At 72.6% G+C, this 14306-nt stretch carries 14 protein-coding genes; 12 read left to right on the forward strand and 2 right to left on the reverse strand.

Annotation, left to right across the window (positions count from 1 at the left end; all coding sequences use genetic code 11):
• From VHA72_RS16565 to VHA72_RS13170, 3 genes are all read left to right on the forward strand, one after another.
• Positions 1-178, forward strand: a 178-nt coding sequence (locus VHA72_RS16565; protein ID WP_524538597.1) for a DUF8017 domain-containing protein, incomplete at its 5' end; no start/stop codon positions are given.
• A gap of 10 nt (positions 179-188) precedes the next feature.
• Positions 189-1985, forward strand: coding sequence for a hypothetical protein (locus VHA72_RS13165; protein WP_325575934.1), 1797 nt, complete (start codon positions 189-191; stop codon positions 1983-1985).
• A 32-nt stretch (positions 1986-2017) separates the two neighbouring features.
• On the forward strand, positions 2018-3250 hold the full coding sequence (locus VHA72_RS13170; RefSeq protein ID WP_325575936.1) for a hypothetical protein: 1233 nt from the start codon (positions 2018-2020) through the stop codon (positions 3248-3250).
• A gap of 1 nt (position 3251) precedes the next feature.
• Here the strand turns inward: VHA72_RS13170 and coaA are convergent, their stop codons facing one another.
• Entirely contained in the window at positions 3252-4229 is a 978-nt protein-coding gene (gene coaA, locus VHA72_RS13175) for a type I pantothenate kinase (RefSeq protein WP_325575938.1), read from the reverse strand.
• Between the two features lie 67 nt (positions 4230-4296).
• Between coaA and glmS the strand changes: the two genes are divergently transcribed.
• From glmS to rimI, 8 genes are read left to right on the forward strand one after another with little or no spacing between them, the layout of a single operon-like run.
• Entirely contained in the window at positions 4297-6147 is a 1851-nt protein-coding gene (gene glmS / locus VHA72_RS13180; RefSeq protein WP_325575940.1) for a glutamine--fructose-6-phosphate transaminase (isomerizing), read from the forward strand.
• Positions 6147-6500: a holo-ACP synthase gene (locus VHA72_RS13185; RefSeq protein ID WP_325575942.1), complete on the forward strand. Its 354-nt coding sequence runs from the start codon at positions 6147-6149 to the stop codon at positions 6498-6500. Before glmS ends, VHA72_RS13185 begins: the two co-directional genes overlap by 1 nt.
• Entirely contained in the window at positions 6500-7918 is a 1419-nt protein-coding gene (locus VHA72_RS13190) for an NAD(P)H-hydrate epimerase (protein ID WP_325575944.1), read from the forward strand. The genes VHA72_RS13185 and VHA72_RS13190 overlap by 1 nt, the downstream gene beginning before the upstream one ends.
• A 4-nt stretch (positions 7919-7922) precedes the next feature.
• Complete coding sequence (gene alr, locus VHA72_RS13195) at positions 7923-9083, forward strand: alanine racemase (RefSeq protein ID WP_325575946.1); 1161 nt, start codon at positions 7923-7925, stop codon at positions 9081-9083.
• A complete protein-coding gene (locus VHA72_RS13200; RefSeq protein ID WP_325575948.1) occupies positions 9074-10114 on the forward strand; it encodes an alpha/beta fold hydrolase in 1041 nt (346 codons plus the stop codon). The genes alr and VHA72_RS13200 overlap by 10 nt, the downstream gene beginning before the upstream one ends.
• Positions 10111-11052, forward strand: a complete 942-nt coding sequence (gene tsaE, locus VHA72_RS13205; RefSeq protein WP_325575950.1) for a tRNA (adenosine(37)-N6)-threonylcarbamoyltransferase complex ATPase subunit type 1 TsaE — start codon at positions 10111-10113, stop codon at positions 11050-11052. The genes VHA72_RS13200 and tsaE overlap by 4 nt, the downstream gene beginning before the upstream one ends.
• Positions 11049-11678, forward strand: coding sequence for a tRNA (adenosine(37)-N6)-threonylcarbamoyltransferase complex dimerization subunit type 1 TsaB (gene tsaB / locus VHA72_RS13210; protein WP_325575952.1), 630 nt, complete (start codon positions 11049-11051; stop codon positions 11676-11678). Before tsaE ends, tsaB begins: the two co-directional genes overlap by 4 nt.
• A complete protein-coding gene (rimI, locus tag VHA72_RS13215; RefSeq protein WP_325575954.1) occupies positions 11675-12124 on the forward strand; it encodes a ribosomal protein S18-alanine N-acetyltransferase in 450 nt (149 codons plus the stop codon). Before tsaB ends, rimI begins: the two co-directional genes overlap by 4 nt.
• On the opposite strand, the gene VHA72_RS13220 is transcribed toward rimI, so the two are convergent.
• Positions 12112-13734 (reverse strand): HAD family acid phosphatase, encoded by a 1623-nt coding sequence (locus VHA72_RS13220; RefSeq protein WP_325575956.1) that lies wholly within the window; start codon positions 13732-13734, stop codon positions 12112-12114. The genes rimI and VHA72_RS13220 overlap by 13 nt on opposite strands.
• A 77-nt stretch (positions 13735-13811) precedes the next feature.
• Between VHA72_RS13220 and VHA72_RS13225 the strand changes: the two genes are divergently transcribed.
• On the forward strand, positions 13812-14306 hold a 495-nt coding region (locus VHA72_RS13225), incomplete at its 3' end, for a tRNA (adenosine(37)-N6)-threonylcarbamoyltransferase complex transferase subunit TsaD (RefSeq protein ID WP_414689802.1).

The following is a 14306-nucleotide window of genomic DNA, read 5'->3' on the forward strand; positions in this document are numbered from 1 at the left end:
CGACGTACCCGTCCCGCCGGGGCCGTGCAGCCCCACCACCGCCCACCTCACCGTGGTGGGCCGCGCCACGCCCCGCGGCGTGGTCGTCCTGGTGCTCGTCCGCGACGTCGGCGAGCCCGGCGATCTGACCTCGGCGGAGGCCGACCGCATCGTCGGCTCGATGGTCGTCTCGCGATAGGGTCCGGGTCATGTCCGGCCTCGATGAACTGCTCCTGCCGCCGGGCGGCCGGCTGGTCCACATCGGCCCGCACAAGACCGGCACCACCGCCATCCAGGCGGCCTTCCACGCCAGCCGCGCGCTGATCGCCGCACACGGCGTCCACTACGCCGGCGAGACCATCCAGGCCTACCGCCCGGCGCTGGCGCTCACCGGCCGTCCCGGCCAGCGCGGCACCGGCCGGATCGCCGCCGACGCGTGGGAGCGGCTGGTCGCCGAGGTCGAGGGGTACGGCGAGGACCGGGTCGTGATGAGCTCGGAGTCGTTCAGCAGCGCCGACGCGGCCGCCATCGAGCGGCTGCAGCGCGACCTCGGCCCGGAGCGGGTGCACGTGGTGCGGATGCTGCGTCGCTACGACACCCTGCTGCCGTCGTTGTGGCAGCAGCGGGTGGTGGCCGGCTACGGCCGCAGCTGGGAGCAGTACGCCGAGCGGATCCTGGGCAACCCCGGTCACAAGTTCTGGCAGCGCTTCGGGTTCGCATCGCTGACCCAGCGCTTCGTCGACGTGCTCGGACCGGAGCGGGTGACCGTGGTGGTGGTCAACGAGCGCGACCACGACTGGCTGCTGCGGGTGATGCGGGCGATGGTCGGTCTGCCCGAGGACGCGCTCACGCACGGCGGGACCGCCCGCGACGTGAACCGCTCGCTGACCTGGGCCGAGGCGGACATGCTGCGCCGGGTCAACCAGGACTTCAACCACCGGCCCTGGTCCGACGCCGCGCTGCGCTACTACACCCGGTTCGGGGTGAAGGCGGCGCTCAAGCCGTTCCCGGCCGACGAGACCGAGGGTCGGCCGCGGGTCCCACCGGATCGGCTATCGGCGCTGGCCGAGGTCACCGAGCAGCACTGGACGGCGCTGCGGGACCTCGGGGTGCGCGTGGTCGGCGAGCGAGACTGGCTCCAGCCGGCCGCGGCCGCCGCGACCGAGCCGGCCGGAGGTGAGCGCCGGGTGGCGGTGGCCAAGGTGGTCGCCTCGACCCTGTCGATCGTGGCCCGCTCCGCATCCGAGTCGGCGCCCTCGCTGGATCCGCAGGGCGACGTGGCGCCGCCGCCGAGCGGGTTCGCCGGTACGGCGTCGCCTCCCGCGCCGGTGCGGCCCGTCCCGGACCTCGTCGGCGTGCAGCCGGTGGGCGAGATGGTGGTGGCGGCGCTGACCGCGGCGCAGATCGTCGCCGCGCCGGGTGGCACGTCGCGGTCGCGACGCCGCAACCGGGTGCTGCTCGTCGTACCCCCATGGCAGGAGCTGTTGCTGCGCTGGCAGGGCACGCTGCTGGCGGGTCGGCGGATCAACCCGGCCGACTTCGTGCCGATCATCGACGGCCCGGGCGCACCGGAGGAGGCGGACGCGGTCGTGGTGGCGTCGCTGGAGCGCCCGGTCGAGACGGCGGAGCTGCTGGCGGGAGCGCTCGGCGTACCCGTGCCGCACGACCTCGCCGCCCCGCGCGCACTGACCGCCGAGGAGCTCGTGCTGCTACGGGAGCTGAACGACTCGCGGGAGTGGCCGCACGAGGACTACAGCCGCTACGTCACCGGCGGATTGGTGCCCTGGCTGCGGGCCGCGCGCCCGGCGCCGGCCGCCACCCTGCCGGCCGAGGTGCGGCCGTGGGCCGCCGGGCAGGCCGCGGCGTGGCGGGCCTGGATCGACCGCACCGGCGCTGCGGTGCTCGGCGACCTCGCCTGGCTGGACCCTCCCGCCGAGGGCGACCCTCGGCTGCCCGCCGAGCTGGCCGGCCTGGCCCTGGCCGGCGTGATCTCACGGCTGCCGTAGCCCCGCCGTCGGCACGGGCCTACGGTCCGACGGTGCGCACCAGACTCCTCTCGGGACTCCTCGCCGTCACCGCTGCCCTGTCCGTCGTCGTCGCGGCGGCACCGGCCCAGGCGGCGAAGCCCCGGCCCGGCTTCACGATCAGCGGCCTCGGCCGGGTGGCCACCGGAACCGGAGCCGACGGCGCCCTGGTGATCGACGGCGCGCACCGCAAGCACGTGCTCGCCGCCGACGTCGCCGGCGGCCGGGTGCGCTACACCTACCAGGTGCGCGGCGGGGGCACGGCGAGCCGCACCCAGACGCTCCGGCTGCCCACCTCCGGCCCCAAGCCGCATCTGATCGAGACGCTGAGCGCGTCGGGCCGCCAGGTCGATGCCGTGGTGGCCGCCTGCAACGGCGTCTGGGTCGGCCACGGTCACGCCTCGGGGCACCGGCTCGGCCACTTCACCCGGGCGTTCCCCGGCACCAGGACCTGCCCGGACGGCGGCTTCCGGGCCCAGCTCGTCGCGGCGGTCCCGCTCTCCGGCGGCCGTCTCGCGCTGCTGGCCAGCCCGGCCTACCCGCGTGGGTCGGGGCAGACCCTCACCATGCCCGAGATCTACGTCGGGAAGCCGGGGCATCGCTTCCGGCTCGCGCAGAGCCAGCCGCAGCAGGAGTACGACGGCTCGCTGGCCGGCACGTCCGGCCTCGCCCTCGACGCGTCGACGGGGCAGCTGGTCTTCGCCCGTGTCACGGCCGGGACGACCGGCCAGGAGACGGTGCGCGTCCAGGTCGGCGGTCCCGACACCGGCTGGTCCTCGCCGGTCGTGGTGGCGACCGTGCCGTCGGCGTACTCCGACCTCGCGGTCACCGCCGCCGCGGGCGAGATCGCCATCGCGGTCTCGCGCCACGCGGACTCCGTCACGCCCGTCGACGCCTCGCCGCTGCCCGGGATCCTGCTCGTCGAGGGGACCGAGGCAGGTGAGTGGCAGCCGCCCGCTCCGGCGCCGTACACCGACAATGCCGACGTCCAGCCACAGCTCGGCCTCGCCGCCGACGGCCGCCTCTCGCTCGCCTTCGGACGCTGCACCGACAAGCCCCGGCGCAACCGGGCTCCCGGCGTGGTCTACACCGAGGTGCGGAACGAGGGTGGGGTGTGGTCGCGACCCCGGGCGAGATCGGCCAAGCAGCGCATCTCGATCGAGTGGGTCCTGCCCGGGAAGCAGCGCGTCGGCTTCCGCACGTTCGCCGCGAACGCGCCGGGCAAGTACCACGGCGCCTGCGCCTGAGTCAGAGCTTGCGCAGCCGCACGTAGCGCACCGAGTGGTCGCGGTCCTTGCGCAGCACCAGGGTGGCGCGAGAGCGGGTGGGCAGGACGTTCTCGATCAGGTTCGGGCCGTTGATGGTGTCCCAGATCCGGGTCGCCTCGGCGACGGCCTCGTCGTGGGTCAGCGAGGCGTACTTGGCGAAGTACGACGACGGGTCGCGGAAGGCCGTCTCGCGCAGCCGCAGGAAGCGGTCGACGTACCACTGCCGGATGTGGCTGGTGCCCGCGTCGACGTAGACGGAGAAGTCGAAGAAGTCCGACAGGCCCAGGCCGGGGCGGCCGTCCTCGCGCACCCGGGCGGGCTGGAGGACGTTGAGGCCCTCGATGATGACGATGTCGGGTCGCTTGATGACGACCTTCTCGTCGGGGACGACGTCGTACACCAGATGGGAGTACGTCGGCGCCTCGACCTCCTCGCGGCCGGACTTGATGTCGATCACGAACTTCAGCAGCGCGCGCCGGTCGTAGGACTCGGGGAACCCCTTGCGCTGCATCAGCCCGCGGCGCTCGAGCTCGGCGTTGGGGTAGAGGAAGCCGTCGGTGGTCACCAGCGCGACGTTGGGGTGCTCGGGCCAGTGCGCCAGCATCTGCTGCATCACGCGGGCGGTGGTGGACTTGCCGACCGCCACCGAGCCAGCCAGCCCGATCACGAACGGCGTGCGCGCCGGGATCTCCTGGTGCAGGAACTCCTCCTGCGCCCGGTGCAGCCGGCCGGCCGCCTCGATCCGCAGGCTGAGCAGGCGGGAGAGGGGCAGGTAGACCTCCTCGACCTCGCGCAGGTCGATCGAGTCGCCCAGGCCCTGCAGGCGCGCGATCTCCTCGGCCGAGAGCGGGTTCTCGGTCTCGGAGGCGAGCGCCGCCCAGGTCTCGCGATCCAGTTCCAGGTACGGCGAGGCCTCCTGCGGCGCGGCATGCCCGTGAGTCGGCCCGGTCGTCGACATGCTGGTGATTGTGGCAGCACTCGCCGATCGCGGTCGGGCGGGGTCCACGCCGGTAGGATGAACCGCTATGTGCGGCATCGTGGGCTACGTCGGCAACCGTTCGGCTCAAGAGGTCGTGGTCGAGGGGCTGCGCCGGATGGAGTACCGCGGCTACGACTCGGCCGGGATCGCGCTGGTCGACACGGCGGCCCCGGTGCTCGCCGTTCGGAAGAAGGCCGGGAAGCTGGCCAACCTGGAGAAGCTGATCGGCGAGGACCCGCTGCCGGGCGCCACCAGCGGCATCGGCCACACCCGCTGGGCCACCCACGGCGGCCCGACCGACAACAACGCCCACCCCCACCTCGGCGCCCGGGACCGGATTGCGGTGGTGCACAACGGCATCATCGAGAACTTCGCCGAGCTGCGGGCCGACCTCGAGCGCGCCGGGCACGCGCTGCGCTCGGAGACCGACACCGAGGTTGCCGCCCATCTGTTGGAGATCGAGCTCGACGGCGGGGCCGACCTCACCACCGCGATGCAGCGGGTGTGCAGCAGCCTGGAGGGCGCGTTCACGTTCGTCGCCGTCGACGCCCGCGATCCGGAGCGGATCGTCGCGGCCCGGCGCAACAGCCCGCTGGTCGTCGGCATCGGCGAGGGCGAGAACTTCCTGGGCTCCGACGTGGCGGCGTTCATCGAGCACACCAGCGAGGCGCTGGAGCTCGGCCAGGACCAGGTCGTCACCATCACCCGCGACAGCGTCGCGGTGACCGGCTTCGACGGCACCCCCGCGGAGGGCAGGCGCTACCGGGTCGACTGGGACCTCTCGGCCGCGCAGAAGGACGGCTACGACTGGTTCATGCGCAAGGAGATCTTCGAGCAGCCGCGCGCGGTCGCCGACGCGCTGCTGGGCCGGCGCGGCGTCGACGGGCACCTGCAGCTGGACGAGATGCGGCTCTCGGACCAGGAACTGCGCGACGTCGACAAGATCATCATCGTCGGCTGTGGAACGGCGTACTACGCCGGTCTGGTGGCCAAGTACGCGATCGAGCACTGGTGCCGGATCCCGGTCGAGGTGGAGCTGGCCTCGGAGTTCCGCTACCGCGACCCGATCCTGGACCGCGACACCCTGGTGGTGGCGATCTCCCAGTCCGGTGAGACCGCCGACACCCTGCAGGCGCTGCGGCACGCCCGCACCCTGAACTCCAAGGTGCTCGCCATCTGCAACACCAACGGCTCCACGATCCCGCGCGAGTCCGACGCGGTTATCTACACCCACGCCGGCCCCGAGATCGGGGTCGCGTCCACCAAGGGCTTCCTGACCCAGCTGGTCGCCTGCTATCTGCTGGCGCTCTACCTGGCGCAGGTGCGTGGCACCAAGTTCGGCGACGAGATCACCCAGGTGCTCGAGCAGCTGGAGGGGATGCCCGACGCGATCACCCGGGTGCTCGACCAGGCCGAGCCGATCTACGCGCTGGCGCGTCAGCACCTCGACTCGCCGACGTTCCTGTTCCTCGGCCGGCACGCCGGCTACCCGGTGGCCCTCGAGGGTGCGCTGAAACTCAAGGAGCTGGCCTACCGGCACGCCGAGGGGTTCGCGGCCGGCGAGCTCAAGCACGGCCCGATCGCGCTGGTGGAGAACGGCCTGCCGGTGTTCTGCGTCGTACCCCCGCAGGGGCGCGACCATCTGCACGACAAGATGCTCTCCGGCATCCAGGAGGTCCGTGCCCGCGGCGCCCGCACGATCTGCCTGGTGGAGGACGGCGACGACTCGATCGCGCCGTACTCCGACGAGGTGATCGCGCTGCCCAGGGTGCCTGTGCTGCTCCAGCCACTGGTGGCGACCGTGCCGCTGCAGCTGTTCGCCTGCGAGCTGGCCACCGCGATGGGTCACGACGTCGACCAGCCGCGCAACCTGGCCAAGTCCGTCACGGTCGAGTAGTGGCCATCCTCGGTGTCGGGATCGACGTCTGCGACCTCGACCGGTTCGCCGCGTCGCTGTCCCGGACGCCGGGACTGGTGGAGCGGCTCTTCGTCGGCGACGAGGTGGGTCGGCCGGTCGCGTCGCTGGCGGCGCGGTTCGCCGCCAAGGAGGCGCTGGCCAAGGCGCTCGGCGCCCCGGTCGGTCTGGCCTGGCACGATGCCGAGGTGGTCTCCGAGTCGACCGGCCGGCCGCGCTTCGTGCTGCGCGGCACGGTCGCGGCCAGTGCCCAGCAGCTGGGAGTGGTGAGCGTGCACCTGTCGCTGTCCCACGACGCCGGAGTGGCCTCCGCGATGGTCGTGCTGGAGGGCTGATGCGGCGCGCGCACACCGTCGACCAGGTCCGGGAGGCCGAGGCTGCGCTGATGGCGACGCTGCCGCCCGGCACGCTGATGCAGCGCGCCGCCACCGGGCTGGCCTACGCGGTGATCGACCTGCTGGGCGGCGCGTACGGCCGCCGGGTGGTCCTGTTGGTGGGCAGCGGCGACAACGGCGGCGACGCCCTGTACGCCGGCGCCCTGCTGGCCCGCCGCGGCGCCGCCGTCGAGGCGTGGCTCCTCTCCGACCGAGCCCATCCGGCCGGCCTGGCCGCGCTGCGTGCTGTTGGCGGGGTAGTTCGGGGGGAAACGGTCCATTTACTGGCGAGTAATAGACCGTTTCCCCCCGAACTACCCCGCCAGGCGGCCCGACCCGACGTGGTCATCGACGGGATCACCGGGATCGGCGGGCGGGGGCCGCTGCGCCCGCCCGCCGTGGCCGCGCTGGAGCGGCTGCACGGTGTGCCCGTGGTGGCGGTGGACGTGCCCAGCGGCATCGACGCCGACACCGGAGAGGTCACCGGGCCACACGTGCGAGCGACACTGACCGTCACGTTCGGCACCCACAAGATCGCCCACCTGGTCGCGCCCGCGGCGCGCGCCTGCGGCGTCGTGGAGCTGGTCGACATCGGGCTGGACCTGCCGCCGGCACCGGTGGAGTCGCTCCAGGCCGCCGACGTGGCCCGACTGCTGCCGCGGCCGGACCGCGAGGCACAGAAGTACTCCCGCGGCGTGGTCGGCGTCCGCGCCGGCAGCGAGACCTACCCCGGGGCGGCCCTGCTCAGCGTCGCCGGCGCGTCGTGCGGGCTGGCCGGCATGGTCCGGTACGTCGGCACCGCCGCCGCGGTCGTCAAGCAGCGGCACCCCGAGGTTGTCGGGGCCGGCCGGGTCCAGGCCTGGGTGGTCGGCTCCGGCGGCGGCGAGCGGGCCGGTGCGGAGCTGGCCGCGGCACTGGCCGACGGCGTACCCGTCGTGGTGGACGCCGACGCCCTCCCGCACCTGACGGCACCGGCCACGGGGGCGGTGCTCACCCCGCACGCCGGCGAGCTGGCGGCCCTGCTCGGCGTCGAGCGTGCCGAGGTCGAGGCCCGGATGCTGCACCACGCCCGCGCCGCGGCGAAGCGCTACGGCGCCGTGGTGCTGCTCAAGGGCGATCGCACCCTGATCGCGCACCCCGACGGCCGGGTCCGGGTCAACGCCACCGGCACCCCGTGGCTGGCTACCGCCGGTGCCGGTGACGTGCTCGGCGGGCTGATCGGCAGCCTGCTGGCCGCCGGGCTCGCGCCGTACGACGCGGCCAGTGTGGGGGCGTGGCTGCACGGCGCCGCTGCCACCGCGGCCAGCGGCGGCGGACCGATCGTCGCTTCCGACGTGGCGCGGTCGCTGCCTGCCGTGATCCGCGAGATGAAAGACTGAACCCATGTCCCGCGCCGAGATCGTCGTCGACCTCGCCGCGATCAGGCACAACGTGCGGCTGCTCAAGCGGCATGTCGGCGTGCCGATGATGACGGTGGTGAAGGCGGACGGGTACGGCCACGGCATGCTGCCCAGTGCCGCGGCCGCCCGCGAGGCGGGTGCCGAATGGCTCGGGGTCGCGACGCTCGACGAGGCGCTGGCGCTGCGCGCGGCCGGTGACACCGGGCGGGTGTTGTGCTGGCTCACCGTGCCGGCCGACGACGTGGCGCCGGTGGTCGCGGCGGACGTGGACGTGACGGCGTACACCGTCGAGGAACTCGACCGGCTCGCGGCGGCGGTGGCCCGTGCGGGTCGGCCGGCGCGGCTGCAGCTCAAGGTCGACACCGGCCTCTCCCGCGGCGGCGCCACCATCGAGCAGTGGCCCGCCGTGGTCGCGCGCGCCCGTGCCGGCGAGCTCGCCGGCACCTGGACGGTGACCGGGATCTGGTCGCACCTCTCCACCAGCGAGGTGCCCTCCGACCCGGTCAACGACGCCCAGGAGAAGGCCCTGCGCGAGGCCGTCGACCGCGCCCGCGAGGCGGGTCTGGACCCCGAGGTCGTCCACCTGGCCAACTCTGCCGCGGCGATCCTGCGCCCCAGCAGCCGTTTCGACCTGGTCCGCTGCGGTATCGCCAGCTACGGGCTCGACCCGGCACCCGGCCTCAGCGACCTCGACCTCGTCCCGGCGATGACGGTCCGCGCCGACCTGGCCCTGGTCAAGCACGTCCCGGCCGGGGCCTCGGTCTCCTACGGCCACACCTGGACCGCCAGCGAGCCGACCACGCTGGGCCTGGTCCCGATCGGGTACGCCGAGGGCATCTCCCGACATGCCGGAGCTGCGCAGCACGAACAGGGCGCCGAGGTCCAGATCGCCGGCCGGCGCCGGCCGGTGCGCGGGATGATCTGCATGGACCAGTTCGTCGTCGACCTGGACGGCGACACCCCCGAGCCCGGCTGCGACGTACTCCTGTGGGGGCCGGGCACGCACGGTGAGCCCACGGCACACGACTGGGCGCGGGCGAGTGGGACGATCAGCTACGAGATCGTGACCAGGATCGGAGGCCGGATGACCCGGCGGTACGTCGACAGCGGGTTCGACCGGGGAGGGGCGGACGGATGGGAGTGACGAGCAGGATCGTCGGCGTGGCGGCGACCGCTGCCGGTGCGGCCGCGATCGGGGGCGTCATCGACGTCGCCCGGCGGCGCCGCCGGCTGGCGCGACGGCCGGCCCAGGAGACGCCGTTCGGCACCCTGCACGCTCCCGCCCGCACGCTGGTCACCGACGACGGCGTGCCGCTGCACGTGGAGATCGACGAGGCCGAGAGCGAGCTGACCCTGGTCTTCGTGCACGGCTACACGCTCAACCTGGACTGCTGGCACTTCCAGCGCGCCGCCTACCGGGGCCTGGTCCGCAGCGTCTACTACGACCAGCGCTCGCACGGTCGCAGCGGCCGCGCCAGCGGTGAGGTGAGCATCGACCAGCTCGGCCGCGACCTGCTCGCGGTGCTGGACGCGTTCGTGCCCGAGGGGCCGGTCGTCCTGGTCGGGCACTCGATGGGCGGCATGACGATCGTCGCGCTCGCCGAGCAGCACCCGGAGCTGTTCCGGCCCCGTAGCGAGGGCGGCCGGATCGTCGGCGCATCGCTGATCGCGACCACGGCCGGCGGGCTCGACCCGGCCCGCATCCTGTTGCCGATGGTGCCTGCCCGGATCGGCGCCGGGCTGACCGGTGGCGCCCTCAAGACGCTCGCCCGCGGCCACCGGATGGTCGACGGCGTACGCCGGATGGGACACGCGGTCGCGACCGTCGCCACCGACACGTTCGCGTTCGGCGACGACGTGCCCTCGACCTACGTGGAGTTCGTCGACCAGATGATCAGCCAGACGCCGTTCCAGGTGGTGGCGGAGTTCTTCCCCGGCTTCCGCGAGCTCGACAAGTTCGACCACGTCGGCGTGCTCGGCCGGATCCCCGCCACGATCATCTGCGGCACCGAGGACAAGCTCACCCCGATCGGGCACAGCCGCAAGCTGCACAGCCGCATCCCCGGCTCCACGCTGGTCGAGTGCGATGGCGCCGGGCACATGGTGATCATGGAGCGGCACGGCCAGGTCAACGCCGCCCTCGACCAGCTCATCTCCGCGGCCGAGAGCGCATGAACACGACCACGACTCTCGACGTCGACGTACGCCGGATCGGCCCCGAGGCGGCCGGCGACGTGCTGCGCATCGTGCGGGCGGCGTTCGGCGCCCGCCAGCCGCTCGATCCGCCCGCGGACGCGCTGCGCGAGACCGAGGACACGATCGCGGTCAAGCTGGCGTCGTACGGCGGGCTGCTGGCCTTCCACGACGACGAGCCGGTCGCCACGCTCATCCTCGACCCGCTCGGTCACTCGGTCTTCCTGCGCCGCTTCGCGGTGCTGCCCGACCGACAGCACCATGGCGTCGCCCACGCGATGGTGGCCGCCGCGGTCGCGGCCGCCGACGGGTACGCCGACCTGACCGTGCTGGCGCGCGAGGAGCTGCCCCGCACGGTGCGGTTCTGGGAGCGGCAGGGCTTCCGCGAGGTGGCCCGTCGCTCGCCGTACGTCGAGCTGCGCCGGCCGCTGCGCACCGCTGTCGCCGAGGTCGCCGACGCCGAGGCGATGCGCGCCCTCGGCCACCGTCTGGCCGGCCAGTTGCGGCGCGGGGACCTGCTGGTGCTCACCGGCGAGCTGGGTGCGGGCAAGACGACCTTCACCCAGGGGCTCGGGGAGGGGCTGGGGGTGCGTGGGCCGGTCACGTCGCCGACGTTCGTGATCGCGCGCGTGCACCCCTCCGAGGTCGGCGGCCCGGAGCTGGTGCACGTCGACGCCTACCGGCTCGGCGGAATGGCCGAGCTCGACGATCTCGACCTGGACACCGACCTCGAGGACGCTGTCACGGTGGTGGAGTGGGGCGAGGGGCTGGCCGAGGGACTCTCCGACTCGCGGTTGGAAGTCCGGATCGTGCGCGCCCTCACCGTCGACGAACTGACCGGCGAGGAGGACCCGCGGCGGGTCGAGATCACCCCGGTCGGGCCGCGCTGGCACACGCTCTCCCTCGAGGAGCTGGCATGACGCTCCTGCTCGCCTTCGACACCGCCACCCCACAGGTCGGCGTCGCGCTGTACGACGGCAGCGACGTCCTGGCCGAGCGTGTCTCCGACCGCGCTATGAAGCACGGCGAGCAGCTGGCCCCGCTCATCGCCGCCGTCCTGGAGGAGGTCGGTGCGGTGCGCCAGGACCTCACCGCGGTGGCCGTCGGCGCCGGCCCGGGGCCGTTCACCGGGCTGAGGGTGGGGCTGGTGACGGCGCGCACCCTCGGGTTCGCGCTCGACATCCCGGTCTACGCCGCCTGCTCGCTGGACGTGATCGCCGTCGAGGCGGTGGGGCACGTGGCGGGTGACTTCGCGGTCGCGACCGATGCCCGACGCAAGGAGGTCTACCTGGCCCGCTACGACGCGGATGGGCAGCGCCTCGGCGGTCCCGTCGTCGCCCGGCCCGCCGACGTCGCCACCGACCTGCCGGTCGCGGGTGAGGGGGCGCTGCTCTACCCGGAGGCGTTCCCGCACCCGGTCGGCCCGACCCGGCCGAGCGCGGGCTGGCTGGCCCGCGCGGTCGCCGCAGAGCTGGTCGAGCTGATGGACCCCGAGCCGCTCTATCTGCGCCGGCCCGACGCGGTCGCCACCGCCGACCGGCGATGACCATCCGGCCCGCGACGGCCGCCGACGTGCCGGCGATCGCCGCGCTGGAGGCGACGGCATTCCCCGAGGACGCCTGGCCGGCCGGTTACCTGGCCGACGCCATCGCCGGGGCGTTGCTCGGCACCGGCGTGCTGGTCGCCGAGCTCGACGGCGACGTGGTGGGGCACGCCATCACCAGCGTGGTCTTCGAGATCGCCGAGCTGCAGCGCATCGCGGTCGCCGTGGAGCACCGTCGGCGGGGGGTCGCCGGGCTGCTGCTGGCCGCCGTACGCGATCTGGCGGCGGCGCAGGGTGCACCCGCGCTCCTGCTCGAGGTCCGAGAGACGAACGCCGGCGCGCTCGCCTTCTACGAGCGCGCCGGCTTCGCCGAGATCGATCGACGGCCTCGCTACTACCGCAACGGGGACACCGCGATCGTGATGTCGCTAGCCCTTCAGGGCAGGTAGTACGTCGGATTCGGCAGCTTGATCTTCTTCTTCGCGTGCCCACCCTTCAGGTCGGAGAACTGGTCACCGAAGTTGGCCACGATCGTGTAGTGCCGGGTCTTCTCCAGGTACTTCCGGGTGCCCAACTTGTACTGCACGGTGGTGCAGGTCTTCTTGCAGCCGATGTACTTCGGGTACTTCTTGCCGGTGTTCGGCTTGAGGAAGAGGTTCCTCTTGGTGAAGCCCTTGTAGCCGACCTTCTTGAGGTTCTTCAGGGTGGCCTTGCCCTGGTTCTTGGTGCGGCCGGTCAGCCCGACGATGGTGCAGCCTGCCTTCTTGGCCTTCTTGACCACCTTGGTCATGCCGGGCACGGCCGGGAACTTCTTGCCCTGCACCCACTGGTTCTGCAGCGCGGGGTCGAAGTTGAACCCCATCGCGCCGTCCTCCATGTCGTAGGTCCACAGCGTGGTGTCGTCGACGTCGAAGACGACCGCCGGCCGCTGGTGGCGGTGAGACGCCTTCTGGCAGGACGTGGCGAGCTTCTTCTTCCACTTCTTCGCCAGCGCCTTCATCTCGGAGATGTACGGCGAGGTCGCCTTGTTGGCGATGCCGTTGGTTGCGTTGTAGTAGGCGCGGATGGTGGCCTTGACCGAGTCGAGGTTCGGGATGTTCTCCCCGCCGACCGTCTTGCCGCTGGAGCCGTCGGGCTTCATCGTGAACGTCGTGTTGGGCGAGAGGCCCGGCACGGTCGTGGTGCCCGACGGCAGGTAGTACGTCGGGTTGGGGATCTTGTAGTCGCCGCTGGCCGCCGGCGTACCGCCCTGCAGGTCGCTCCACTGGTCACCGATGTTGGCCGCGATCGTGTCACCGGTGTTGGTCTGGATGTACTGCCGGGTGAGCGACTTGAACTGGACCGTCGTACACGTCGTGCCGCACGTCAGGTACGCCGGGACCGCCGACGGGTTCGGCTTCGTGAAGAGGTTCGAGGTGTTGAAGATGGCCGGGCCGGTCGACGTGCCGTCGGTGGTGAAGCCCTGCTGCGTCAGGTTGGCGATGGTGTCGTCCTCCTGCGTGTTGGGCCGTCCGGTGATGCCGAAGATCGCGTAGCCCTCCGTGTAGAGCGTCTTCACCAGGGCGGGCATGCCCGGCACCGCCGGGAAGAGGTGACCCGTGACCCACGCGGCGTTGAGGGAGGGGCTGTAGTTGAAGTTCATCTCCTCCTCGTTGGCGTAGTCGGAGAGCAGCGTGGAGTCGACGTCGAAGACGACGGCCGTGTTCGCCGGCGCCGGGTTGGGCAGCGTGGCGAGGATCTTGTTCTCGATGCCCTCCACCTCGGTGGCGTATGGCGAGGTGGAGAGGTTGGGCAGGTAGATCGTCTTGCCCGGGTTCGCCGGGTCCTGGCCCTTGGTCGCGCCGTAGTAGGTGCGGATGGTGGCCTTGACCGAGTCGATGTTGGGGATCTGCGATCCCTTGTCGGTCTTCCCGCTGGAGCCGTCCGGCTGCATCGTGAAGCTGGTCGCCGGCTTGAGCGCTTTGGCTTCGGCGGTGCCGGCGGTGCCGGTCACCAGTCCGGCGCCGAGCGCCACGGTGGCCACGAGGGCGAGGGATGCGCGTAGGCGCGGTGATTTCATGCGTGACTCCCGAGTTCTCCGAGTTCCGAGACAGCCAGCAACGTATGCCCGATGAGCGGGACGGCACAATGGTCGCCATGCCCACCGATGCGCCTGTCGTTCTCGGCATCGAGACCTCCTGTGACGAGACCGGCGTCGGCATCGTGCGGGGGCACGCGCTGCTCGCCGATGCAGTGGCCAGTAGCGTCGAGGAGCATGCGCGCTTCGGTGGTGTCGTGCCCGAGGTGGCCTCCCGCGCGCATCTGGAGGCGATGGTGCCGACCATCTCGCGGGCCTGCGACCAGGCCGGGATCGAGCTCACCGACGTCGACGCGATCGCCGTCACCGCGGGCCCCGGACTCGCGGGTGCGCTGCTGGTCGGCGTGGCCTCGGCCAAGGCGCTCTCGCTGGCCCTCGGCAAGCCGCTGTACGGCGTCAACCACCTCGCCGCTCATGTGGCGGTCGACCAGCTCCAGCACGGCGCCCTGCCGGAGCCCTGCCTGGCGATGCTGGTCTCGGGGGGCCACTCCTCGCTGCTGCGGGTCACCGACGTGACCTCGTCCGTGGAGCCGATGGGCGCGACCATCGACGAC

This window comes from Nocardioides sp. (assembly GCF_035547795.1).
In the GTDB taxonomy this organism is placed as follows: domain Bacteria; phylum Actinomycetota; class Actinomycetes; order Propionibacteriales; family Nocardioidaceae; genus Nocardioides.